This is a genomic window from Bifidobacterium castoris, from assembly GCF_003952025.1.
Classification (GTDB): domain Bacteria; phylum Actinomycetota; class Actinomycetes; order Actinomycetales; family Bifidobacteriaceae; genus Bifidobacterium; species Bifidobacterium castoris.
Map to the genome: position 1 here is coordinate 432,351 of NZ_QXGI01000001.1, position 23,920 is coordinate 456,270.

General features: G+C 68.2%; 21 protein-coding genes and 1 tRNA gene. 4 read left to right on the top strand and 18 right to left on the bottom strand.

Annotated features, from left to right (window positions below; genetic code table 11):
• Nucleotides 1-79 precede the first annotated feature (79 nt).
• On the bottom strand, nt 80-700 hold the full coding sequence (locus D2E22_RS01980) for a 50S ribosomal protein L25/general stress protein Ctc (RefSeq protein WP_126031430.1): 621 nt from the start codon (nt 698-700) through the stop codon (nt 80-82).
• Between the two features lie 244 nt (nt 701-944).
• Between D2E22_RS01980 and D2E22_RS01985 the strand changes: the two genes are divergently transcribed.
• Complete coding sequence (locus tag D2E22_RS01985) at nt 945-1,964, top strand: alpha/beta hydrolase (RefSeq protein ID WP_126031431.1); 1,020 nt, start codon at nt 945-947, stop codon at nt 1,962-1,964.
• Nucleotides 1,965-2,102: 138 nt separating this feature from the next.
• On the opposite strand, the gene D2E22_RS01990 is transcribed toward D2E22_RS01985, so the two are convergent.
• From D2E22_RS01990 to D2E22_RS02000, 3 genes are read right to left on the bottom strand one after another with little or no spacing between them, the layout of a single operon-like run.
• Nucleotides 2,103-3,533 (bottom strand): NAD(P)(+) transhydrogenase (Re/Si-specific) subunit beta, encoded by a 1,431-nt coding sequence (locus D2E22_RS01990; RefSeq protein WP_420897234.1) that lies wholly within the window; start codon nt 3,531-3,533, stop codon nt 2,103-2,105.
• Nucleotides 3,533-3,841, bottom strand: coding sequence for an NAD(P) transhydrogenase subunit alpha part 2 (locus tag D2E22_RS01995; RefSeq protein WP_095613818.1), 309 nt, complete (start codon nt 3,839-3,841; stop codon nt 3,533-3,535). The genes D2E22_RS01990 and D2E22_RS01995 overlap by 1 nt, the downstream gene beginning before the upstream one ends.
• A gap of 13 nt (nt 3,842-3,854) precedes the next feature.
• Nucleotides 3,855-5,000, bottom strand: a complete 1,146-nt coding sequence (locus D2E22_RS02000) for an NAD(P) transhydrogenase subunit alpha (protein ID WP_126031432.1) — start codon at nt 4,998-5,000, stop codon at nt 3,855-3,857.
• A gap of 249 nt (nt 5,001-5,249) precedes the next feature.
• On the opposite strand from D2E22_RS02000, the gene D2E22_RS02005 reads away from it, so the two are divergent.
• The gene (locus tag D2E22_RS02005) at nt 5,250-7,301 is read left to right on the top strand and encodes an AMP-dependent synthetase/ligase (RefSeq protein WP_126031433.1); all 2,052 of its coding nucleotides are present in this window, start codon (nt 5,250-5,252) and stop codon (nt 7,299-7,301) included.
• 132 nt (nt 7,302-7,433) lie between these two features.
• Here D2E22_RS02005 and era read toward each other — a convergent pair whose 3' ends face one another.
• The 6 genes from era to D2E22_RS02035 all read right to left on the bottom strand — a co-directional run bounded on the left by era (nt 7,434) and on the right by D2E22_RS02035 (nt 12,889).
• On the bottom strand, nt 7,434-8,420 hold the full coding sequence (gene era / locus D2E22_RS02010) for a GTPase Era (RefSeq protein WP_126031434.1): 987 nt from the start codon (nt 8,418-8,420) through the stop codon (nt 7,434-7,436).
• The gene (locus D2E22_RS02015) at nt 8,407-9,831 is read right to left on the bottom strand and encodes a hemolysin family protein (protein WP_126031435.1); all 1,425 of its coding nucleotides are present in this window, start codon (nt 9,829-9,831) and stop codon (nt 8,407-8,409) included. Before D2E22_RS02015 ends, era begins: the two co-directional genes overlap by 14 nt.
• Before the next feature lie 32 nt (nt 9,832-9,863).
• Entirely contained in the window at nt 9,864-10,409 is a 546-nt protein-coding gene (ybeY, locus tag D2E22_RS02020; protein ID WP_126031436.1) for an rRNA maturation RNase YbeY, read from the bottom strand.
• Nucleotides 10,399-11,511, bottom strand: a complete 1,113-nt coding sequence (locus D2E22_RS02025) for a PhoH family protein (protein WP_126031437.1) — start codon at nt 11,509-11,511, stop codon at nt 10,399-10,401. Before D2E22_RS02025 ends, ybeY begins: the two co-directional genes overlap by 11 nt.
• Before the next feature lie 102 nt (nt 11,512-11,613).
• Nucleotides 11,614-11,949 carry a histidine triad nucleotide-binding protein gene (locus D2E22_RS02030; protein WP_126031438.1) on the bottom strand — a complete coding sequence of 112 codons (336 nt, stop codon included), beginning with the start codon at nt 11,947-11,949 and terminating at the stop codon, nt 11,614-11,616.
• Between the two features lie 133 nt (nt 11,950-12,082).
• Nucleotides 12,083-12,889 carry a 16S rRNA (uracil(1498)-N(3))-methyltransferase gene (locus tag D2E22_RS02035; RefSeq protein WP_126031439.1) on the bottom strand — a complete coding sequence of 269 codons (807 nt, stop codon included), beginning with the start codon at nt 12,887-12,889 and terminating at the stop codon, nt 12,083-12,085.
• A 120-nt stretch (nt 12,890-13,009) separates the two neighbouring features.
• Between D2E22_RS02035 and D2E22_RS02040 the strand changes: the two genes are divergently transcribed.
• A tRNA-Leu gene (locus D2E22_RS02040) sits at nt 13,010-13,096 on the top strand.
• A gap of 109 nt (nt 13,097-13,205) precedes the next feature.
• Nucleotides 13,206-14,081, top strand: coding sequence for a TrmH family RNA methyltransferase (locus D2E22_RS02045; RefSeq protein WP_126031440.1), 876 nt, complete (start codon nt 13,206-13,208; stop codon nt 14,079-14,081).
• A gap of 43 nt (nt 14,082-14,124) precedes the next feature.
• Here D2E22_RS02045 and D2E22_RS02050 read toward each other — a convergent pair whose 3' ends face one another.
• From D2E22_RS02050 to D2E22_RS02085, 8 genes are all read right to left on the bottom strand, one after another.
• Nucleotides 14,125-14,700, bottom strand: a complete 576-nt coding sequence (locus D2E22_RS02050; protein WP_126031441.1) for a metal-sulfur cluster assembly factor — start codon at nt 14,698-14,700, stop codon at nt 14,125-14,127.
• A 76-nt stretch (nt 14,701-14,776) separates the two neighbouring features.
• Nucleotides 14,777-15,322, bottom strand: a complete 546-nt coding sequence (gene sufU / locus D2E22_RS02055) for a Fe-S cluster assembly sulfur transfer protein SufU (protein ID WP_126031442.1) — start codon at nt 15,320-15,322, stop codon at nt 14,777-14,779.
• Between the two features lie 87 nt (nt 15,323-15,409).
• On the bottom strand, nt 15,410-16,681 hold the full coding sequence (locus tag D2E22_RS02060) for a SufS family cysteine desulfurase (RefSeq protein ID WP_126031443.1): 1,272 nt from the start codon (nt 16,679-16,681) through the stop codon (nt 15,410-15,412).
• Nucleotides 16,682-16,697: 16 nt separating this feature from the next.
• Nucleotides 16,698-17,477: a Fe-S cluster assembly ATPase SufC gene (sufC, locus tag D2E22_RS02065; RefSeq protein WP_126031444.1), complete on the bottom strand. Its 780-nt coding sequence runs from the start codon at nt 17,475-17,477 to the stop codon at nt 16,698-16,700.
• A complete protein-coding gene (gene sufD / locus D2E22_RS02070; protein ID WP_126031445.1) occupies nt 17,477-18,703 on the bottom strand; it encodes a Fe-S cluster assembly protein SufD in 1,227 nt (408 codons plus the stop codon). The genes sufC and sufD overlap by 1 nt, the downstream gene beginning before the upstream one ends.
• 3 nt (nt 18,704-18,706) lie before the next feature.
• Nucleotides 18,707-20,188 carry a Fe-S cluster assembly protein SufB gene (gene sufB, locus D2E22_RS02075; protein ID WP_206431332.1) on the bottom strand — a complete coding sequence of 494 codons (1,482 nt, stop codon included), beginning with the start codon at nt 20,186-20,188 and terminating at the stop codon, nt 18,707-18,709.
• Between the two features lie 191 nt (nt 20,189-20,379).
• Nucleotides 20,380-21,993 (bottom strand): L,D-transpeptidase, encoded by a 1,614-nt coding sequence (locus D2E22_RS02080; protein ID WP_126031447.1) that lies wholly within the window; start codon nt 21,991-21,993, stop codon nt 20,380-20,382.
• Between the two features lie 194 nt (nt 21,994-22,187).
• Complete coding sequence (locus tag D2E22_RS02085; RefSeq protein WP_126031448.1) at nt 22,188-23,849, bottom strand: CTP synthase; 1,662 nt, start codon at nt 23,847-23,849, stop codon at nt 22,188-22,190.
• Between the last annotated feature and the right edge of the window lie 71 nt (nt 23,850-23,920).

Here is a 23,920-nt window from a genome sequence, read left to right on the forward strand (position 1 = left end):
GACGGCGACGCCCGCCCCGGGGGGATGCCGGGGCGGGCGTCGCGGGTGTTCGGGCGGCGCGCATGCGCCGCGCGGGGAATCAGGCGGCCGGGTTCGACTCGTCAATGGCCGGGACGTTCTCGGCCTGCTCCTGGGTGACCTCGGTCAGCGGCGCGTCCTGCGGCACCTCGACGGTGACGACGGACTCGTCGAGGTCCTCCATGTCGAGCTCGACGCCCTCGGGCAGCGCGAGGTCCTTGAGGAAGACCTTGTCGCCGTCGGCGAGGCCGTCGACGGTCACGACGATGCGCTCCGGCAGGTTGCTGACGTCGGCGCGGACCTTGAGCTCCTGGATGTCGACGAACGCGACAGCGGCGCCCTTCGGGGTGCCTTCGACGAAGACCGGCACCTCGACGTCGATCTTCTCGCCGGCCTTGACCTCGTAGAAGTCGATGTGCTCGACGATGCGCTTGACCGGGTTGCGCTGGACGTCCTTGACGACCGCGAGCTTGCTGCCCTCGCCGTACTTGACGGTGATCAGGGCGTTCGTGTGGCGCAGAGCGAGCGTCGTCTCCTTCATCGGGAGCTTGACGTAGACCGGCTGGTCGCCGCCGGCGTAGATCGTCGCCGGGATCTGCTGCGCGGCGCGCATGCGGCGCGACGGTCCCTTGCCGAACTCGGTGCGCAGTTCGCCTTCGAGGACGATGGTGGTGTTTGCCATGATGATTCTCCTTATATGCTCCGTCTTCGGCGCATCAACGAGCCGAAGACGCGCACTGGGGAGCGCCTTCGTGCCGAGTCGATAACGGAAGGCGCGAACCGCCTTCCCTCGCCAAAGCAACGTTTCGACGATAGGCGCCGACGTGGACAACGCGCGCCGAGACCCGGCGCGCGCACCCATGTACAATGGCTGCAGTCATCGGATACGTCGCCTATCCGTCCGAGGAATCGAGGGAACGCCGGTCATGTCATCGCCAGCATCGTCGTCATCGTCATCGTGGGCCGGCCGCGTCGCCGCCGGCGCAGCGGCCGCAGGCGCGATCGCCGCCGCGGGCGCCGTGTGCGGCGCGGGCGTCGCGCTGCTGCGCGTCGCGCTCGACGCCGACTGCCCGCGTTCGGTCTTCGCGCGCCGGCGCCTGAGCGGCTTCGCCGACCGCGACGACGCGAACGTCCCCGTCCCCGGACAGGCGCACCGCTGGTTCGAGATGACACGGCAGGGCGTCGCCATCCGCAGCTACGACGGGCTGCGGCTGCACGGCTGGCGCTTCGACCCGGACACGGCGCGGCCGCTGCCCCACCGCTACGCGATCTGCGTGCACGGCTACACCGGCGGCCCCGAGGAGATGGCGCCGTGGGCGCAGCACTACGCGGCGATGGGATTCACCGTGTTCACGCCGGCGCTGCGTGCGCACGAGCTCAGCGAGGGGCGCTACGTGACGATGGGCGCGCTCGAGCGCAGGGACCTCAAACAGTGGGTCAACCTCATCGTCTCGCGCGACCCGCGGGCGCGCATCCTGCTGCACGGCAACTCGATGGGCGCTGCGAGCGTGCTGCTCGCCGGCGCCGACCCGTGCCATGCGCCGAACATCAAGGCGATCGTCTCCGACAGCGCCTTCGTCTCCGCGTCGGCGCAGCTTGCGCACAGCATGGCCGGCGCGCTGCATGCGCCGCGCGCGCTCGCGCGCCCGTCGGTCGGCGTCGCGAACCTGCTGCTGGGACGTCTGGCCGCCGCATCGCTCGCCGACGCCGACGTGCTCGACGCCGTGCGGCGCCTGACGGTCCCGACGCTGTTCATCCAGGGAGACGCCGACATGATCGTCGCCCCGTCGAGCGCGCGCAGGCTCTACGGGGCGTGCGCGAGCAACGACTGCGAACTGCTCGTCGTCGACGGCGCCGGCCACGTCGCCTCGCTCGCGACCGCCCCCGGACTGTACTGGGCGACGGTCGACGGCTTCCTGCGGGGCGTGGCCGCCTTCGCCTCCTGAACGGTGCCGCGGGCGTCATGCGCATCGGCCGGTAGACGGGCCGTGGCGCATTATCCTTCTGATCCATCCCCATACGCGAAGGAGGCCGGCCCCTTGGGGACCGGCCTCCCTAGCCATGCGGACGGGTGCGTCCGGCAATCAGGCGAGCAGCTCCTTGACGGCGGCGATGACGGCCTGCAGGCTCGCCTTCGCGTCGCCGAAGAGCATCTGGGTGTTGTCCTCGAAGTACAGCTCGTTCTCGATGCCGGCGTAGCCCTTGCCGCGGCCGCGCTTCATGACGACGACGTTCTGCGACTTGTCGACGTCGAGGATCGGCATGCCGGAGACCGGCGTGCCGGGCTTGCGGGCGGCCGGGTTCGTCACGTCGTTCGCGCCGACGACGAGCGAGACGTTCGCGCTCGGGAACTGCGGGTTGATGTCGTCGAGGTCGATGAGCTCGTCGTAGGGCACGTTCGCCTCGGCGAGCAGCACGTTCATGTGGCCCGGCATGCGGCCCGCGACCGGGTGGATCGCGTACTCGACCTCGACGCCGTGCTCCTTGAGCAGCTCGCCGAGGTCGGCGAGCTCGCGCTGCGCCTGCGCCTGCGCCAGGCCGAAGCCGGGGACGAAGATGACCTTGTCCGCGTAGACGAGCTGGACGGCCAGATCGTCTGCGGAGGTCTCCTTCATCGTGCCCTCCGGGCCCTCGGCGTCGCCGCCGGCGGCGTTGGCGCCGCCGAAGCCGCCCGCGAGGACGGACATGAGCGGACGGTTCATCGCCTTGGACATGAGCACCGACAGCGTGACGCCCGCCGCGCCGACGAGCGCGCCGGCCACGATGAGCGCGACGTTGTCGATCGCCAGGCCGGACATCGCGACGGCGGTGCCGGTGCAGGCGTTGAGCACCGAGATGACGACCGGCATGTCGGCGCCGCCGATCGGGATGACGAACACGAGGCCGTAGCACAGCGCGAACACCGTCGTCAGGATCGACCACAGCGCACGGTGCTCGGGCTGCACGCACAACATGATGAACGCGGCGACGGTGAGCACGATGAACAGGATGTTCCACACGCTCTTGCCCGGCAGGCGCAGCTTCTTGACCCACTTGATGCCCTGCAGCTTACCGGCCGCGACGAGCGAGCCGGTGAAGGTGACCGAGCCGATCATGACGCCGAGGCCCGCGGTGATGAGCACGACGAGGCTCGGGCTGCCCTCGCCCGCGAGGATGTCGTTGAGCGCGACGAGCGCCGCAGCGCCGCCGCCGACGGTGTTGAACACCGAGACGAGCTGCGGCATGTCGGTCATCTTGACCTTCTTGGCCGAGACGACGCCGGCGACCGCGCCGACGACGATGCCCGCGACGAGCAGGACGAGCGCCGTCTTCGAGAAGTTGCCGTCGATGAACAGCTTGACGAACGCCATCGCGACGGCGATGACCATGCCGGCCGCGGACACGAAGTTGCCCTTGCGCGCGGTCTTCGGCGAGTTCATGTAGTGCAGACCCATCACGAAGAGCACCGCGGCGAGCACGTAGACGCACCAGGCGACGACATCGACGGTGGATGCGGGAATCCAATTGTCGTAGATCACTTGTTGTCCCCCTTCTTCGCGTCGGACTTGTCGGACTTGAACATCTCAAGCATGCGGTCGGTGACCACGTAGCCGCCCACGACGTTCATCGTGCCGAGCACGGCCGCGAGGAAGATGAACACGTACGACAGCGTGCTCGTGGCGTGCGCGGCGACGATGACGACGCCGACGATGACGATGCCGTGGATCGAGTTGGCGCCGGACATCAGCGGCGTGTGCAGCGTCGCCGGCACCTTGCCGATGACCTCGATGCCGATGAGCAGCGCGAGGGCGAACAGCGTGAGCGCGATGACGAGATTCGGCATGATGACCTGCATGTCATTCTCCCTTCGTTTCGGTCGCCGGCTTGTTGCCGGCAACGATCATGGCCTGGTCGATCTCGTCGGACGGATCGACGGCGAGCGCGCCGTTCCTGATGAAGTGCACGAGGATGTCGGCGACGTTGCGGCTCAGCAGGTTCGACGCGGTCGTGCTGACCTCGCTCGCCAGATACGGCGCGCCGATGATCGTCACGCCGCCTTCGGTGCGGCGCGTGCCGATCGCGGAGCCCTCGACGTTGCCGCCGAGCTCGCTCGCCGCGCAGTCGACGACGACGGCGCCGCGGTGCAGCCCCTCGACGCCGCGCGCGGTCAGCAGGACCGGGGGCTTGCGCCCCGGGACCTTCGCGGTCGTGATGATGATGTCGAAGCCGGCGGCCTTCTCGTCGACGGCCGCCTGCTGCTGCGCCTGCTCCTCGGCGGTCAGGGCGCGCGCATAGCCGCCCTCGCCCTGGCCCTTGGAGAAGTCGAGGCCGAGCTCAAGGAACTTCGCGCCGAGGGACTCGACCTCGCCGCGCGAGGCGGGGCGCACGTCGTAGGCGGTGACGACGGCGCCTAGGCGCTTCGCCGTGCCGATCGCCTGCAGGCCGGCGATGCCGGCGCCGAGGATGAGCACCTTCGCCGGGCGGATCGTGCCGGCCGCCGTCGTCATCATCGGCAGGAAGGAGCCATAGGCGTTCGCCGCGACGAGGGCGGCCTTGTAGCCCATGACGGAGTTCTGCGAGGTCATCTCGTCCATCGACTGCGCGGCGCTCAGCTGGCGCGGCAGGCGTTCGATCGCGACGGCGGTGACGCCGCGCCTGTCGAGCGCTTCGATGTAGTCGGCGTCGGTGAACGAGCCGAGCATGCCGATGACCCAGACGCCCGGCTTGATGCGGGCGACGAGCTGGTCATCCGGGCGCTCGACGAAGCCGAGCGCGTCCGCGCGCGCGAGGATCGCGTCGGCGTCCGCGATCTGCGCGCCGGCCTTCGTGTAGTCCTCGTCCGTGTAGTCGGAAGCCTCGCCGGCCCCCGATTCGATCAGGCATGCGACGCCTGCCTTGCGCAACCGCGTGACGATGTCCGGCGTCAGTGCGACGCGGGACTCGTGCTCCGACGTCTCGTTGAAGACGCCGAAGGTCACGGTTCCTTCTGGTTGTTCGGCCATGTGAACCCTTTCTATGCATCCCGCCCGTCGCGGGATGGTGAACATACAGCGTTACAGTGTAGCCAATCCGGGCGCCGCCGCACCCATACGTCCATCTTTCGGCCGGCCGCCCCCGTTTTCGCCATCCGCGCAGCCGCGCGCCGGTTGCCGCGCGCGGGGCCGATGCTACGCAAGCGTAGGGTGACGTGTCCCCTCACAACGGCTACACTGCAAGGGAATAGTGTATTTTCGCGGGTAAGGAGCAAAATCATGTCCATCTTCAAATCCGTCAAGGACCGCGCATCCGATCTCACGCAGCGGGCGCTGCATCTGGGAGGAGACTTCTCGCACCCGATCAGCGATGACGGCGAAACGCCCGACTACGTCGATCCCGAGACCCAGCTGCAGCACCACGACTACGAGAACCTCCCCCACGTCGACTTCTGGGGGCCCGACCGCCCGACGACGACCTTCATCGACGCCGACTCCGGCTTCATCACGGCGAGCACCGAGGGCAACAGCCCGCTGCCGGACAACTTCAACGTCTACCGCATCTACGAGGACCGCGCCTCTCGCATGGGCGAGGAGCCGCTCTACACCTTCAAGCGCGACGGCCAATGGATGTCGAAGACGGCCAACGAGACGCTCGCCGACATCCGCGCCGTGGCCAAGGGCCTGATCCACATGGGCTTCAGGAAGGGCGACGGCTGCGCGTTCATGTGCCACACGTCCTACGACTGGGACGTGTTCGACGCCGCCGTGCTCGCCGTCGGCGGCGTGCTCGCGACCGTCTACGACACCGACTCCGCCGAGCAGATCCGCAACATCGTCAACAACTCCGACGCCACGCTCCTCGTCGTCGAGACGAAGGACATGCTCAAGAAGACCGAGCTCGCCAAGCGCGACTGCCCGACGCTGAAGAACGTCATGTGCCTCGAGAACGGCGCGCTCGACGAGCTCAAGGCCTACGGCAAGCAGGTGAGCGACCGCCAGCTCGACGAGCGCATCGCGACGGTCGGTCTGCACGACCTGTGCTCGATCGTCTACACCTCGGGCTCCACGTCAGCGCCGAAGGGCGTCGAGATGACCCATGCGCACTACTGCGCGACGGCCACGAACCTGCCCGACTACATGCCCGACCTGCTGCACGACAAGAAGAGCCGCGTGCTGCTGTTCCTGCCGCAGGCGCACTCCTTCGCGCGCGCGATCAACTACATCTGCGTGGCGAGCAACATCCACATCTACATCGCCAACGGCATCAAGACGCTCACCGGCGACCTCAAGGTAGCGCGCCCGCACATCATGATCGTCGTGCCGCGCGTGCTCGAGAAGGTGTACAACGCGGCGTCACAGAAGGCAGGCAACGGCCCCAAGGGCCGCGTCTTCGCCGCCTCGGTCGTCGCGGCGCAGAAGTACATGCAGGAGATGAGCGAGCGTGGCAACGCGAGCCGCTTCGCCACGATGCGCCGCAACGCCTTCGACCCGCTCGTCTACGCGCAGATCCGCGACGTGCTCGGCGGCTGCGCGAAGTGGATCGTCACCGGCGGCGCGCCGCTCGACCCCGAGCTCATGGCCTTCTTCCGCGGCGCCGGCGTGCCGGTCTACGAGGGCTACGGCCTGACCGAGACGACCGCGCCGTGCGCGTTCAACCCGATCGGCGTGCCCTACCATCAGGGTTCGGTCGGCATCCCGTTCCCCGGCTTCGAGCTGCGCATCGGCGACGGCAACGAGATCCAGGTCAAGGGAACCGCCGTGTTCCCGCGCTACCACAAGAACGAGGAGCAGACCGAGTCCTCCTTCACCGACGACGGCTGGTACGCGACCGGCGATCTGGGACGGCTCGACGACGACGGGTTCCTGTACATCATCGGCCGCAAGAAGGACCTCATCATCACGGCGGGCGGCAAGAACGTCTCCCCCGGCCCGATGGAGGAGGTCATCCAGCGCTGCCCGATCGTCTCTCAGGCGCTCGTGCTCGGCGACAAGCGCCCGTTCATCTCGGCGCTCGTCACGCTCGACCCCGATTCGCTGCGCGCGTGGCTGTCGTCGAAGGGCCTCGACGCGGACATGACGATGGAGGACGCGGCCGTCAACCCGGCCGTGCGCGCCGAGGTGCAGAAGTGGGTCGACCAGGGCAACGAGGGCGTCTCGCGCGCCGAGTCGGTGCGCAAGTTCATCATCCTGCCCGAGGAGTTCTCGCAGGAGAACGGTCTGATGACCGCGTCGATGAAGGTCATCCGCCCGAAGGTCATCAAGCGCTACACCGATCTGCTCAACACGCAGATGTACACGAAGCGCAATCCGGCCGAGAAGACGCAGTGACGCCATGTGCGCGCCCGGCGGCATGACCCGGGCGCGCAATGCGCATAATGAAGCGCGATGAAAGAGGAGGCCATCGGGAATCCGTCCCGATGGCCTCCTCGCATGGGTTCGGCGTCCGGCGGCCGTACGCCCTCAGAATCCGAGGCGGTCGAGCTTCTTGGGGTCGGACTGCCAGTTCTTCGCGACCTTGACGTGCATGTCGAGAACCGCCTTGCCTCCGACGATCCTGTTGACGGCCGTGCGCAGCCGCTTCTTGACGCGCACGAGATGCTCGGCCTTGCGACCGATGATGATCGGCTTCTGCGAGTCGCGTTCGACGTAGATCGAGACGAGCACCCGCGTCTTGCCGGCGTAGCCCTCGCCGGTCTCGTTGTCCCGCGGCCGCTCAATCGCGTCGACGACGACGGCGAGCGAATGCGGCAGCTCGTCGTGCAGCTCCTCGAGGAACGCGCCGCGGATGAGCTCGGCGATCTCGTCCTCGGGGCTCTCCTCGGTGATCTGCTCGGCCGGATACATCTGCGGCCCCTCCGGCAGATGCTCGACGAGCACCTTCGTGACCTCGGCGAGGTTGTCGTCCTTGAGGGCGCTGACCGGCACGATGTCGGCGAAGTCCGCGAAGCCGTCGATCTCGATGAGCTTGTCGATGAGCTGCGAGCGGTCGAGCTCGTCGATCTTCGTGACGATCGCGATGAGCGGCACCTTCCAGACGAACCGGCCGCTGTCCGACTTCGTCGCGAACTGCGAGCGCAGCCGGCTGAGGATGCGCCGGTCGCCCGGGCCGATCTCCTGGTCGGCCGGCAGCAGGAACGCGATCTCGTCGCTGTCGGCGAGCGATTCGTCGACGACGTCGTTGAGCCGCTGGCCGAGCAGCGTGCGTGGACGGTGGATGCCCGGAGTGTCGACGAGCACCATCTGCGCGTCGTCGAGCGTGAGCACACCGCGGATCGCCTTGCGCGTCGTCTCCGGCCTCGACGAGGCGATCGCGATCCTCGTGCCGATGAGCGCGTTGATGAGCGTCGACTTGCCGACGTTCGGCCGTCCCACGACGGCCACGAATCCGGAGCGGTACGGCCTCTCCTGCGTCGTGTCGTGCGTTGCGTCCCGTTCAGTCATCGTCATGTCCCTGTCCCTTGCCGTCGTGCGATGCGTCATCGCCCTGCTGCTGAATCGTACTGCCAGTGTCGTCGCCGCCCTCGACGGATGCCGGCTCGACGACGATCGTCGAGACCTTCTTGCGGCGCCCAGCCGAGTCGACGGCCGTCAGGCGCAGCCCGTGCGTCGTCGCGCTCGCCCCGACGATCGGCACGCGGCCCAGCAGCTTGGTGAGCAACCCGTAGACGGTGTCGACGTCGTCCTCGTCGAGGTCGATCTCGAAGATCTCCTCGAGTTCGGTGATCGGCGTGCGCGCCGGCATGCTCCATATGCGTTCTTCGCCGATCCTCTTGGGTTCGGCGTGCTGCGTGCGGTCGTGCTCGTCGTCGAGTTCGCCGACGATCTGCTCGATCGCGTCCTCGATCGTGACCATGCCGGCGATGCCGCCGTATTCGTCGACGACGACGGCCACGTGGCTGCGCGTGCGCTGCATCTCGTGGAAGAGGTCGTCGACCGGCTTCGACTCGGGCACGTACATCGGCCGGCGCATGATCGACTCGACGTCGCGTGCGCGGGCCGCCGGGTTGAAGGCCGTCGTGCGCACCGCGTCTTTGAGGTAGGCCATGCCGAGCAGGTCGTCGATGTCGGCGCCGATGACCGGCACGCGCGAGAAGCCGGAGCGCGAGCACAGGCACAGGAAGTCCTGCAGCGTGCCGTCGCGCTCGATCGTGATCATGTCGGTGCGCGGCACCATGATCTCACGGGTGAGCGTATCGGAGAGCATGAGCACGTTGCGCAGCATGTCGGACACCTCGGGGTCGAAGCGGTTGGTCTCGATGAGCCGGTCCATCGCGGCCTTGCCCTGCTCGTGGTGGATCTTCTCGAGCTCCTCGTCGTCGGAGACCGCGCCCCCGGCGCGTCCGGAGCCCGCGGCGCCGCGGGCGCGCCCGGCGATGAACGGCGTGAGCCTGACGCAGGCCGCGGCGAGCGGCGCATGGTCGATGAGGACGGACAGCGGCTTCGTGCCGGCGACGGTGCGCGGGCGCATGAGCACGGTGACGCAGGCGATGACGAGCGCGACGACGAGGCCGGCGGTCAGCTGCACCCACATCGCGTAGCCGAGCGTCGCGGCGATGCACGCGACGAGCACGCCGGTGAGCACGTTGCCGCAGATGCGGAAGAACGCGCACGAGTTCGACGCGGCGTAGCGGCGCGCGACGATGCGCTGCGCCGACTGCAGGCGCCTGATCCTCTTGCGCCGCGTGAAGTCGGTCAGTTCGCCGTCCGACTGCACCTCGATCATCAGGTTGTTGAGGTTGGCGCGCGTGACGCGCGAGATCGCGCTTTCGACCACGGCGAGCATCATCGAGAGCCATGCGAGCAGCACGGCCGCCACGCACATCGCGACGACGAGCGCGATCGTGAGTTCTTCGGACATCGGTGGTTCCTTCGGGAGAATGCCGCGCGGCCTCAGTGGCCGAGCTGGCGGTCGGTGCCGTGGCGCCGTTCGTAGAGCGCGAGCGCGTCCGGCACGTCGTCGGGCACGAGCGCGATCCACGACGTACCCTGCCTGAGCGCGAAGAACGTGAGCAGCAGCTGGCGCTGCAGCCCGAACATCTGACGCTCCTGCTCGGGGGTGGCGTGGTCGTAGCCGAGCAGATGCAGGATGCCGTGGATCGTCAGCAGCAGCATCTCCTCCATCGTGCTGTGCCCGGCGGCGGCGGCCTGCTGGGCGGCGACCCACGGGCAGATGACGATGTCGCCGAGGCAGCCCTCGCTCGGCGCGCCGTCGGCGCCGGGGCGCAGCTCGTCCATCGGGAAGCTCATGACGTCGGTCGGGCCCTGCAGGTTCATCCAGCGCTCATGCAGCTCGGCGATCGGCTCGGGGTCGACGAACAGGATCGCCAGGTCCGACTGCGTGCTCACGCGCATCTGGTCCATGACCCATACGCCGAGGTCGGCGAAGACCTTCGGGTCGATGATCCATTCGGTCTCGTTGCTCACTTCAACGCTCATCGCGCGCGTCCTTCCTCTTGCCACGCGCCGCGTCCTTCGCCGCGCGCGCCTCGTCGTAGCGTTCGTAGGCGGCCACGATCCTGCCGACGAGCTCGTGTCGCACGACGTCGCCGGCGTCGAGGTGCGCGAAGGCGACCCCGTCGATGCCGCGCAGCACGCGCTCGATCGAGACGAGCCCCGAACGCGGCGCGGCCAGGTCGACCTGCGTGATATCGCCCGTGACGACCATCGTCGTGTTGAACCCGAGCCTCGTGAGGAACATCTTCATCTGCTGCGCCGTCGTGTTCTGCGCCTCGTCGAGGATGACGAAGGCGTCGTTGAGCGTGCGGCCGCGCATGTAGGCGAGCGGGGCGACCTCGATCACGCCTTCCTCGATGAGCCGGTGCATGCGTTCGGGCCCGAGCATGTCGGACAACGCGTCGTAGAGCGGCCGCAGGTAGGGGTCGACCTTCTCGTTGAGCGTGCCGGGCAGGAAGCCGAGGTTCTCGCCGGCCTCGACGGCAGGCCGCGTCAGGATGATGCGGCGCACACGGCCGTCCTCGAAGGCGCTCACGGCCTTCGCGACGGCGAGGTAGGTCTTGCCGGTGCCGGCCGGACCGATGCCGAAGGTGATCGTGTTCGCCTCGATGGCGTTGACGTAGGCGACCTGGCCCGCCGTCTTCGGCCGCACCGGCACCCCGTTGGCCCAGGCGATCGTCCCCGGGACGCTGGGCTTGCGGTATTCGGCGCGCGCGTCACGCCCGTCGGAGCGCCTGCGCGCGCGGATCCTGCGGATCTCGTCGGTCCGGGCGCCGTGGCCCGGCGCCTCGTCGCGCACGTCGTTGGACAGCACGCGCTGGTCGAGCATGCGCCGCAGCGTCGGCGCGTCCATCGGATGCCCGTAGGCGGCGTCGACGATCAGGTGCAGTAGGTCCTCGGCCTCGGCGGCTTGCGCCTCCCCCGCCTTCGATGTCGAGCGGATCGTCACCCGGTCGCCGCGGATGTGGATCGTGATCTCGCCGAAGGCGCGCTCGAGCTCGCGGATGACCTCGTCGTAGGGTCCGAAGACGCGCACCGGGTCGAGCTGCTCCGGCACGGTCACCGTTCGTGTTGTAGTCGCCACCACACCTCTCTCCGACGGCGCGCCGCGCGCGTCCGTCCATGGTAAAGGGAAAAACAGATTCGATCACGCGGCGCCCCGCCCGCCGTCATGCGTCCGGGGCGCCTATTCGTCGAGCGGCTCGCCGGTGAGCACGTGCGCATGCACGTGGAAGACCGTCTGCCCGGCACTTGCGCCCGTGTTGAAGACGAGGCGGTACGAGCCGTCGTACTCCTGGTCGGCGACGCGCTGCGCGACCTCGACGATGTGCGCGAGCAACTGCGCGTCGGCGCGGGCGAGCTCGTCGACGTCGCGGTAGTGCTCGCGCGGCACGACGAGCGCGTGCACCTTCGCCTTGGGGTTGATGTCACGGAACGCGTAGACGCTCGCGTCTTCGTACACCTTCTCGCTGGGGATGTCGCAGTTCACGATCTTGCAGAACAGGCAGTCGGGCTCGCTCATCGTCTTCCTCTCGTCGTTACCGGATGCGCGCACGGCCTTGGCGGCCGGCGCCTCCCATCGTATTGCCGCGCCGGGATAAACGGCCCTGGCCGGCGTTCCCGCCCCTGCATGGCCGCAGGCGCGGACGCGGCCGTCAGCTGAAGCGCCCCAGCTCGCGCGACAGCAGGCTGAGCGCGACCGGCCCGGCCGTGGAGGCGCGCAGGATGTTCCCGCCGAGCACGCAGACCTCGGCGCCCGCGTCCTTAAGCGACGCGACCTCGGCGTCGGAGATGCCGCCCTCGGGACCCACGACCACGTGGATGGTGCGCGGCTCGCCGTCGCCGAGGCAGCGTTCGAGCACGCCGCGCACGCGCCCTTCCACCTCGTCCCAGCTGAGCGTGGCGTCCTGGTGGAGCACGACGACGAGATCCCCCCGCACGCATGCGCGCCGGCAGAGCGCGACGAGCTGCCTGTCGCTCAGGCAGTCGTGCAGTTCGGGCGTCGCGGCGCGGCGCGACTGCTCGGTGGCGGCCGCGAGCGTGGCGCGCCATCGGCGGTCGGTGCGCCCGTCCTTCCATCGCGCGATCGCGCGCTCCGACTGCCACGGATAGACGTCGTCGACGCCAATCTGCGTGGCCGTGTCGATCGCCTGCTCGTCGTGCCCGTTCTTGGCGAGGGCCTGGATGAGCGCGAGCCGGACGAGCGGCGGCTCCTCTTTGATGAACGACTCGACGCACACGTCGCCGTTACGCTCGTCGACGACGGTCGCGTTGATGCGCAGCCCACGCCCGTCGGATATCTGCAGCTCGTCGCCCACGGTCAGGCGCATCGACCCGAACGCATGCCTGCGCACGCCCTCGGGCAGCGTCATGATCCAGCCGGTGCGACCCGACGCGATCTGCTCGGACGCCATCGGGGCGTCGTCATGGCCGGAATCTACGAGAAACAAAGGGATTGTCATGGTTCCTAGGCTACCCGACACGGGCGCGACACGCCGAAGTTGCGCACGTCGCGCAGCTGCCCTATAGTATTCAACTGTTGCCGCTGAGAACACAGCACAGTGATCAGCACAGCGACCCGGGTCCGGGTGGCGGAATGGTAGACGCGCTAGCTTGAGGTGCTAGTGCCTATTTATACAGGCGTGCGGGTTCAAGTCCCGCTCCGGACACGACCAAGACCGGTGGTTCTCGTCGAGAATCGCCGGTCTTTTCGTTTTCATCCATCCATCTTCGGCCCCGCTCCCCCGCGGACGCGACGGCCATCCGGGAGGTCCAGAGGTGCGGTTCATCCATCTTGAGTCGGTCGACGATCCACGCGTCGAGGCGTACACGAATCTGACGGAGTTGCAGCTGCGCAACCGTCTCGAACCGCAGAAGGGCGTCTTCATCGCCGAATCCCCGAAGGTCATCACGCGGGCCCTCGCCGCCGGACGCGAGCCGATTTCGCTGCTCGTCGAGGAGCCGTGGATCGACGGCATGGCGGACACCTTCGCGTCAATCGACGCGCGGTGGGGGGACGACGTCCCCGTCTACGTCGCCTCCCCCGAGCAGCTCAAACGCCTCACCGGCTACCGGCTGCACCGCGGCGCAATCGCGGCGATGCGCCGTTGGCCGCTGCCGTCGGTCGAGCAGGTGTGCGCGGGCGCGACGCGCGTCGCCGTCCTCGAGAACATCGTCGACCACACGAACGTCGGCGCGATCATGCGTTCGGCCGCGGCGCTCGACGTCGACGCCGTCCTCGTGACGCCGTCGTGCGCCGACCCGCTGTACCGGCGCGCCGTGAGGGTCTCGATGGGCACCGTCTTCCAGGTGCCGTGGACGCGCATCGGCGGCGACGACGTCCGCTACTGGCCGTGGAAGGGGCTCGAGGAACTCCACGGGCTGGGGTTCACGACGGCGGCGATGGCGCTCGCCGATGATTCAATCTCGCTCGACGACCTCGTGGGCCGTCTTGGGCCCGACGTCCCCGACGACGCGCGCATCGACCGTCTTGCGCTGATATTCGGCACCGAGGGCGACGGCCTGTCGCGTCATACGATCGCCAACGCCGACCTCACCGTGAAGATCCCGATGGGCCACGACGTCGATTCGCTCAACGTGGCCGCCTCGAGCGCCGTCGCCTTCTACGCGACGCGCGATGCGCGCCGTCGTTGAGGCGCGCATCGCGCGTGGGTCGGGATGGGGCGCGGGGCCCGCGTCAGTACCGCGGCATCGCGTCGAGGTTGAAGCCGAGCGCGGCGAGCTGCTCGCGGCCCTCGGGCGTGATCTTGTCGACGCTCCAGCGCGGCGTCCACGTCCAGTCGATGCGGAACTCCTCGACGAGGCCGGCGAGCGTGCTCGCGCATTCGTCCTCTATGAGGTCGGTCAGCGGGCATGCCGGCGTCGTCAGCGTCATCGTGATGATCGCGCGGCCGAGCTCGTCGATCTCGATGCCGTAGACGAGGCCGAGGTCGATGACGTCGATGCCGAGCTCCGGGTCGATGACCTGATGGAGCGCCTCCATGACGTCCTGCGCCGTCGCACGGCCGATCTCGTCGACGCCCTTGAGCGTGATGCCGCCGTCGTCCCGGCAGCCGCAACCGTCGCCGCCATGGCCTGCGCAGCAGCCGCCGTGCCCTTCGGCCGTCTCATGCGTCGCCTCGGCGTCCCGGTTCACGTCCTTCGCCAGCGACGGGTTCGCGATGATCGCCTGCGCCTTCGCCTCGTCGCCGACGACGCCGCTGACCGCGTCGAGAATCGTCGCCTGCGGTCCGGGCACCAGATTGTCGCTCATCTTCTTGTCCTTCCTGAAAAACAGTTGCAAAGTCCTCCATGGCGTCCGCCTGGGGCCCGTGGGAGGGGCCCCGCGCTCAGGACGCCCTGCGCTGCGCCGCGAGCGCCTTGGCCACCGAGTCCTTGAGGCCCTCCCAGCCGAGCAGCGCGCATTTGATGCGCATCGGGTACTTCGAGACGCCCTGGAACACGGTCGCGTCGCCGAGCGCGTCCATCGCCGCCTCGTCGTCGAGCCCCGCGCCGCGCGAGGACATCAGCGCATGGAAGCCGTCGAACAGGTGCATCGCCTCGTCTACGGTACGCCCGCGCACGAGGTCGACCATGATCGACAGGCTCGCCTGCGAGATCGAGCATCCCTGCCCGTCCCAGACGATGTCCTCGATGCGGTGCGGCTCGTCGCGGCCCACCTCCACATGGACGGTGACCTCGTCGCCGCAGGTCGGGTTGAACTGGTGCGAACGCGCCGTCGAGCACGCCTCGTGCCTCGCCGCGACCGTCGCCTCGCCGTCGGTCGCTCCGGCGTCGCCGGCCGGCAGCACGCCCTTGCCGTGCGGGTGGCGGGATGCGTCGAGGATGACCTCCTGATACATCTGTTCGAGTTCGTCAGTGCCGTTGTCGGCCATCGTGCCTTCCTTTCCGCGCGATCCGTCGTCCCTATCGGGCCAACAGCTCATGCGCCGCATTATTCCCTTCCGGCCGCCTCCCCGCGCTCAGCGCAGGAAGAACGGCCGCACGCCCTTGACCGCCTCGATGAGCGCGCGCGCCTCGTCGGGGGTGTTGTAGACGCCGGCCGACGCGCGGTTCGACGCGAAGACGCCGAAATGCCGGTGGATCGGCTGCGCGCAGTGGTGCCCGACGCGGATCGCGATGCCCGCCGCATCGAGGTACTGCCCGACATCGTGCGGGTGCACGCCGTCGACCTCGAAGGCGACGGTGCCGATGCGGCCCTCGGCCGTCCGCGGCCCGAGGATGCGCACACCGTCGACCTGCCCGAGCCCGAGCAGCTCGTCGGTGATCTCCCGTTCGTGCGCGGCGATGCGCTCCATGCCGACGCCCATCATCCAATCGGCGGCTGCGCCGGCGGCGACGACCTGGGCGACCGGCTGCGTGCCCGCCTCGAATCGCGCCGGCGGATCCATGTACAGCGCCGGCCTGTCCATATAGGCGAGCTCGACCATCGAGCCGCCGAAGCGCGCAGGAGGCAGCGCCTCGAGCAGCTCCCTCCTGCCGTACAGGAAGCCGATGCCGGTCGGCCCGTACATCTTGTGCGCGCTGAACGCGGCGAAGTCGACGTCGAGCGCGTGGAAGTCGACCGGGATGTGCGGCACCGACTGGCAGGCGTCGAGGACGACGAGCGCGCCGACCTCGTGCGCGCGGTGCACGATCGGCGCGACGTCGGTGATCGCGCCGGTGACGTTGCCGATGTGCGTGACCGCGACGATGCGCGTGCGCTCGCCGATCGTCTCGGGCGCGAGATCGGCCATGACGCGGCCGTCCTCGTCGACCTCGAGCCATTTGAACGTCGCGCCGGTGCGCGCGGCGAGCTCCTGGAACGGCAGCAGCACCGAATGGTGCTCGGCGCGCGAGACGACGATCTCGTCGCCCGGCTTCAGCGCGAACCGCTCGGCACCGGGGCCTCCGCGGCCGAGCGACGCGTTGCCGATCGCCGTGGCGAGCAGGTTGAGCGCGTCGGTCGCGCCCATCGTCACGACGAGCTCCTCGCCGCCCTCCTGGCTCGAGGCGCCGACGAGCCGGGCGACCTTGGCGCGCGCCTGCTCGAAGGCGACGGTCGAGCGCGCCGCGAGCGTGTGCGCGCCGCGGTGCACGCCGGCGTTGATCGTCTCGTAGAACCCGGATTCCGCGTCGATGACGCATTGCGGCTTCTGCGCGGTCGCGCCGCTGTCGAGATAGACGAGCGGATGGCCGTTGATCCGCTGGGTGAGGATCGGGAATTGCGAGCGTATCGTCTCGATGTCCGTCATCCGGTCTCCACTCCCCTTAGGCGAGGGCCGACTCGGAGTCGGAGCCCTCGGGCAGGTATTCGTCGTAGCCGCGCTCCTCGAGTTCGTCGGCGAGCTCGGGGCCGCCGGTCTTCACGAAGTGGCCGTCTGCGAAGACGTGGACGATGTCGGGCTTGATGTACTTGAGGATGCGCGTGTAGTGCGTCACCATCAGGATGCCGAAGTCGTCGGCCTCCTTGGCCCGGTTGACGCCTTCGGAGACGATGCGCAGCGCGTCGACGTCGAGGCCCGAGTCGGTCTCGTCGAGGATCGCGAACTTCGGCTTGAGCAGTTCGAGCTGGAGCACCTCGGCGCGCTTCTTCTCGCCGCCGGAGAAGCCTTCGTTGACCGAACGCGTCGCGAACTTCGGATCCATCTTGAGACGCTTCATCGCCTCGGTGAGTTCCTTCGTCCAGGTGCGGATCGCCGGCGCCTTGCCGTCGATCTCGGTCTTCGCGGTGCGCAGGAAGTTCGTCATCGACACGCCCGGCACCTCGACCGGGTACTGCATCGCGAGGAACAGACCGGCCTTCGCGCGCTCGTCGGGGGTCATCGTCAGGATGTCCTCGCCGTCGAGCAGCACCTGGCCGGAGTCGACCTCGTACTTGGGATGGCCGGCGAGCGTGTAGGCGAGCGTCGACTTGCCCGAGCCGTTGGGCCCCATGATCGCGTGCGTCTCGCCGGAGTTGACGGTCAGGTTGACGCCGCGCAGGATCTGCTTGCGGCCCTCCTTCGTCTCGACCGATGCGTACAGGTCCTTGATTTCGAGCGTGGACATTACTTCTCCTCCAATGCGTGTTGCATGTCTTCGTCTTCGCCGCGCGCCAGACGGCGGTCGATCGCGTCCATCAGGTGGGCCGCGAGTTCGTCGATGCCGATCTCCTCGACGAGCTCGCCGAAGAAGCCGCGCACGACGAGCTTGCGCGCCTGGCGTTCCGGGATGCCGCGCGAGCGCAGATAGAATAGCTCCTCGTCGTCGAAGCGTCCGACCGAGCTGGCGTGGCCCGCGCCGATGATGTTGCCGTTCTCGATCTCGAGGTTCGGCTCCGAATCGGCGACCGCGCCCGGCGTGAGCACGAGGTTGCGGTTGAGCTCGTAGGAGTCGGTGCCCGGCGCCGTCGGCTCGATGAGCGCGTTGCCGACCCATGTCGAATGCGCGCCCTCGCCGCTGAGCGCGCCCTTGTAGACGACGCGCGAACGGCATTCGGGGTGGTTGTGCACGACCATCGTGCGGTGCTCGATGTGCTCGCCGGGGTCGGCGAAGTAGATGCCGAGCATGTTGAGGTCGCCGTGCTCGCCGCCGAAGTCCTGGTCCATGCGGATGCGCACGAAGGCGCCCCCGAGCGTGACGACCGAGTGGCGCAGCGACGATTCGGCCCCCAGATGGATGCGGTGGTTCGCCACGTGCTTCGAGTCGGAGCCCCATTCCTGGATGAAGGTCGTGCCGATGTGCGCGTCGCGCCCGGTGACGATCTCGACGCCCTCGGCCAGCCGCGCGTCGCCGTCGTGCTCGACGACGACGTCGCCGTGCACCTGATCGCGCGCGACGATGACGAGGTGCAGCGCGTCGGGGTCGAGGCCGCCGCCGTGGACCCGCACGAGCACCGGCCGCGCCGGTTCGCGTTTGAGCTCGACGACCCATGCGCCCTTCGCGCTGTTCCATTCGACGGCGGCGACGCGGTCGGACGGCTTGCCGACGGTGCCGCACGGCGCCTCGCCGAGCGAGACCTCGCGCACGTCCACGTCGTCGTCGTCGATCGGCGAGCCGTCGATATAGCCCACCGAGATGCGCGTGGCGCCGCTCGGCTCGAAGGGCTCGAAGAACTCGGGGATACGCTCGACAGGCGTGAAGCGCCAGTCGTCCTGCCTGCGCGTCGGCGTTGCGAAGTCGGCCACGTCGAAGGAGCGCGGGCTCGTGTCGGCGCTCGACGGCATCGCCGCCGGCACCGCGTACGGATCGTCGGGATCCGCGACCGGGATGTTGATTTCCGCGTTGTCCACCATCGGTCAGCCCACCGATCCTTCCATCTGCAGTTCGACGAGCCTGTTGAGCTCGAGCGCGTATTCCATCGGCAGCTCGCGGCTGATCGGCTCGACGAAGCCGCGCACGATCATCGCCATCGCCTCCTTCTCCTCGATGCCGCGGCTCATCAGGTAGAAGAGCTGGTCCTCGGAGACCTTCGAGACGGTCGCCTCGTGCGCCATCGAGACGTCGTCCTCGCGCACGTCGACGTGGGGGTAGGTGTCGGAGCGCGAGAAGTCGTCGACGAGCAGCGCGTCGCACACGACGTTCGAGCTGGCGCCCTCGGCGCCGTCGACAATCTTGACGAGGCCGCGGTAGGCGGAGCGCCCGCCGCCGCGCGAGATCGACTTCGCGACGATCGTCGAGCTCGTGTGCGGCGCCAGATGGATCATCTTCGCGCCGGTGTCCTGGTACTGGCCGGCGCCGGCGAAGCCGAGAGACATCGTCGAGGCGTTCGCGTACGGCTCGGCGAGGATGCACGCCGGGTACTTCATCGTCGCCTTCGAGCCGATGTTGCCGTCGACCCATTCCATCGTCGCGCCCTCGCGCACGTAGGCGCGCTGCGTGACGAGGTTGTAGACGTTGTTCGACCAGTTCTGCACCGTCGTGTAGCGCACGCGCGCGTTCTTCTCGACGATGATCTCGACGATGGCCGCATGCAGCGAGTCGGTCGAGTAGATCGGCGCCGTGCAGCCCTCCACGTAATGCACGTAGGAGCCTTCGTCGGCGATGATGAGCGTGCGTTCGAACTGGCCCATGTTCGGCGTGTTGATGCGGAAGTAGGCCTGCAGCGGGATGTCGACGTGCACGCCCTTGGGCACGTATACGAACGAGCCGCCGGACCATGCGGCCGTGTTGAGCGCGCCGAACTTGTTGTCCTCTGGCGGCACGACGGTGCCGAAGTACTTGCGCACGAGGTCGGGGTACTCGCGCACGGCCGTGTCGGTGTCCACGAAGATGACGCCCTGCTTGGCCAGGTCCTCCTGGATCGAGTTGTAGATGACCTCGGACTCGTACTGCGCGGCGACGCCGGAGACGAGACGGCTCTTCTCGGCCTCGGGGATGCCGAGGCGGTCGTAGGTCTCGCGGATGTCGTCGGGCAGGTCCTCCCAGCGCGCCGCCTGCTTGCCGACGGGCTTGACGTAGTACTTGAAGTCCTCGGCGTGGAAGCCGGACAGGTCGACGCCCCACTTGGGCATCGGCTGCTCGACGAAGGCCTTGTAGCCACGCAGGCGCATGTCGAGCATCCACGCGGGCTCGTGCTTGTCCGCCGAGATCTCGCGCACGACCTGCTCGTCGATGCCCTTCCTGGCCGCCTCGCCGGCCGCGTCGGAATCGTGCCAGCCGTACGAGTACTCGCCGAACTGACCGATGATCTCGTCATCCTGTCTTATCTTGTCCTCGTTGACGCGGCCGCGATCAGCCAGATACTGATTCATCTCCACGTCGGACGCTGCGTTGGGCATCTGATCGTCTGCCACAGGTCGCCGCCTCTCGTTTTCTTGGTTGTTCCGCATTACATGGTAACGGACGGCGTATGAACACGCCAGAACGTTTCACGGCCCGCCCGCCCCGCTCCGGTGCCGGGAACGGCCGCAGGCCGGGAACCGTGCGGTTCCCGGCCTGCGATGTGCGTTGGGTCACACGGCTCCGCGACTCACTGCTGCACGTGCACGGTGACCCCGTGGTCGGGACCCTGCACGGCGAAGTCGTAGAACCATTCGGCCGCGTCCCATCCGATGCCCACGCACCCGTGCGAGGTGTTCTTGCCCATCGCGGCGATCTGCGCGTCGGTGTACGGCGTGTCGGTGGCGATGCGGTGGATCGCGCATCCGGTCTTCGAGAAGTAGTTGACGAAGCCGACGTCGGGCGCGTCCCAGGTCTCCTTCGTACCGTCGGAGAGCGTGAGCGTGCCGCTCATATGCTGCGACGGGTACTTGAGCCAGATCTCGAAGTCGCCCAGCGGCGTGCACAGGTCGCCGCTCGGCTGGCACGCGCCGGTGGCGTAGTCGTTGCCCTGACCCGCGGACATGTTGAAGGCCTTGACCTGCTTGCCGTTCTCGTAGGCGTAGACCTTGTGGTCGCTCAGGTCGACGACGACGTGGCGCTTCGTCTTCTTCACGGCCATCGGATCGACCTCGCCGTCCACCTGCACGTCGCCTTCGCCGCCGGCGAAGGCCTCGGCGGCCTGCTCGCCGACCTTCGCGTCGGCGCCGTCCTTGATCCGGACGCCGTCGTGGCCCTCCTTGAGGACGACGACTTCCTCGTCGTTGTTGTTGACGATGACCTCGCGGTCCTCCTTCGTCGTCGCGTAGTGCGGCTTGATGTCCTCGTCGTAGTGGCTTTGGAGCTTGGAGGAGTCGAAGACGACGACGCCGGAGCGCGTCTCGCCGTCCTTGAGCGTCGACTCCTCGTTCGGCTCGATGCGCGAGGCGTCGAGCAGCGCCGCCGGCGAGAAGGTCGCGACCTTCTCGCCTCCGACCACGATTCCGGCCTTGGCGTCGATGAGCGCGTTAAGCGAGTCCCTGGCCTGATCGGCGGTCGCGTCGGCGACGTTCGGCTCGATCGTGTCCATCGTCAGCGCCACCGTCTTCGCGCTGCGTGAGCCGAGCGACTCGATCACGGCGACGGCCTCGTCGGCGACGGCCTTCGAGTCGGCTCCGGAGCCGTTCGCGCCGGGCACCGTCTCGACATGCGCGCCGTCCTCGGTGACCTTGAGCGTGGCGTCGACCGGCTTCGCGCTGTTCGTGCCGAGTTTGGCGTCGAGTACGGTCGGATCGGCCTCGGGCGTGATCGTCGGCGCGACGTCGCTGTGCTCCCACGGCAGATAGCGCATCCAGAAGGGGCCGGAGCGCTTGGCGTCGACGGCTTGCTTCGCGATCATGTCCGCGTCGACGTCGATGCCCAGATCGGCCGCGTCGATCTGCGCCTGCGCGCCCTCATAGGTGACGGGGACGCGCACGGCGGCGACCTGGTCGTCGATCATGCGCGCGATCTGCTGTTCGCTCTTGCCGGCCACCGGCTGCCCCCACAGCGTCGTGCCCGGCAACGCGCGGTCCTGGAAATAGGCGTAGGTCCCCCCGCAGGCCGCGACGGCGAGCACGGCGACGCCGAGTACGACCCACGGCCATACGCGGCGCCGGCGACGTCCCTGGGGCGCATGCTGCGCGATCGTCAGCTCGTCGACCTGCGGCGCCGGCGGCTGTCCGGAATCCGCGCGGAAGCCGTCCCCGTCCGCGCCCATGCCATGGTTTCCACTGGAAAAAGACATAGAGTTCCTTGCACGAAAATACGATGATTCGCTTTGATACTAGGCGAAGGCCGTGAACACGGCCAGCCCCGCGAACAAATGATGACAAAACATCCACGTTTGACCGGCTGCTCCCGCATGTCCCCGCATACGGAGAGCAGCCGGTCGACATCCTGTCGCGCCCCGGGATGCCGAAGGGCGCGGCAGGGGCGCGCTCAACGCTGCGCCTGATGGTCCAGCGCGGCCTTGACGAGCCCCGCGAACAGCGGATGAGGCTTCGTTGGACGCGACTTGAACTCGGGGTGGGCCTGCGTGGCCACGTAGAACGGATGCACGTCCTGCGGCAGCTCGACGAACTCGGTCAGCTCGCCGTCCGGGCTCTGGCCGGAGATGACGAGACCGCCCTCGCGCAGCCGGTCCTTGTACGCGACGTTGACCTCGTAGCGGTGGCGGTGGCGTTCGGTGACGTGGGTCGTGCCGTACAGGCGCGCGACGAGCGAATCCTCGAGCAGATCGGCCGGGTAGGAGCCCAGACGCATCGTGTGACCCATGTCGCCGTTGCCGGCGACGATGTCCTTCTGCTCCTCCATCGTCGCGATGACCGGGTTCGGGCACTCCGGGTCGAATTCGGTCGAGCCGGCGTCCTCGATGCCGAGCACGTCGCGCGCGTACTCGATGACCATCGACTGCAGGCCGAGACACAGGCCGAGCACCGGCAGCTGGTGCTCGCGCGCGTAGCGCAGCGCGCCGATCTTGCCGTCGATGCCGCGGATGCCGAAACCGCCGGGGATGACGATGCCATCCATCTGGTCGAGCGCCGCGGCGGCGCCCTCCTCGGTCTCGCAACGGTCGGCCGCGACCCACTTGACATTGACCTTCGCCCAGTTGGCGAAGCCGCCGGCCTTGATGGCCTCGGTCACCGACAGGTAGGCGTCCGGCAGGTCGATGTACTTGCCGACGATCGCGATGCTGACCTCGTGCTTGGGATGGTGCACGCGTTCGAGCAGATCCTCCCACTCGTCCCAGTCGACGTCGTGGAACGGCAGTCCCAGCTCACGCACGACGTAGGTGTCGAGGCCCTCGTCGAAGAGCACCTTCGGCACGTCGTAGATGCTCGCGGCGTCCACGCAGTTGACGACGCCCTCGGGGTCGACGTCGCACATCAGCGAGATCTTGTCCTTGATGCCCTGGTTGAGCGGGCGGTCGCTCCTGAGCACAAGCGCGTCGGGCGTGATGCCGAGCTGGCGCAGCATCATGACCGAGTGCTGCGTCGGCTTCGTCTTGAGCTCATGGGCGGCGGCGATGTACGGCACGAGCGAGACGTGGATGAACATGCAGTTCTCCGGCCCCAGCTCGCGGCGCACTTCGCGCGCGGCCTCGAGGAAGGGCTGCGATTCGATGTCTCCGACGGTGCCGCCGATCTCGGTGATGATGACGTCCACATCGTCCGAGGCCTGCGCGCGCATGCGCGACTTGATCTCGTTGGTGATGTGCGGGATGACCTGCACGCACTGACCGAGGTACTCGCCGGCGCGCTCCTTGCGCAGCACCTCCTGGTAGATCTGGCCGGTCGTGACGTTCGCCTTCTGGGAGAGGAAGACGTCAAGGAAACGCTCGTAGTGGCCGATGTCGAGATCGGTCTCGGCGCCGTCCTCGGTCACGTAGACCTCGCCGTGCTGGAACGGGTTCATCGTGCCCGGGTCGACGTTGATGTAGGGATCGAGTTTCTGCTGGAGGACGCGGATGCCGCGGCTGCGCAGCAGACGTCCGAGGGAGGATGCGGTCAGACCCTTGCCGAGTGAGGAGACGACGCCTCCGCTGACGAAGATGTGCTTGGTGACGTGTTCCTGAGCATTGCCATGTTGTCTTCTTGCCATGGGTCTTCATGGTATCGCTGCGCCGTGACATGGACTGGCGGGCGCGGGGCCTCCTCCCCCGGCGCGCGCCG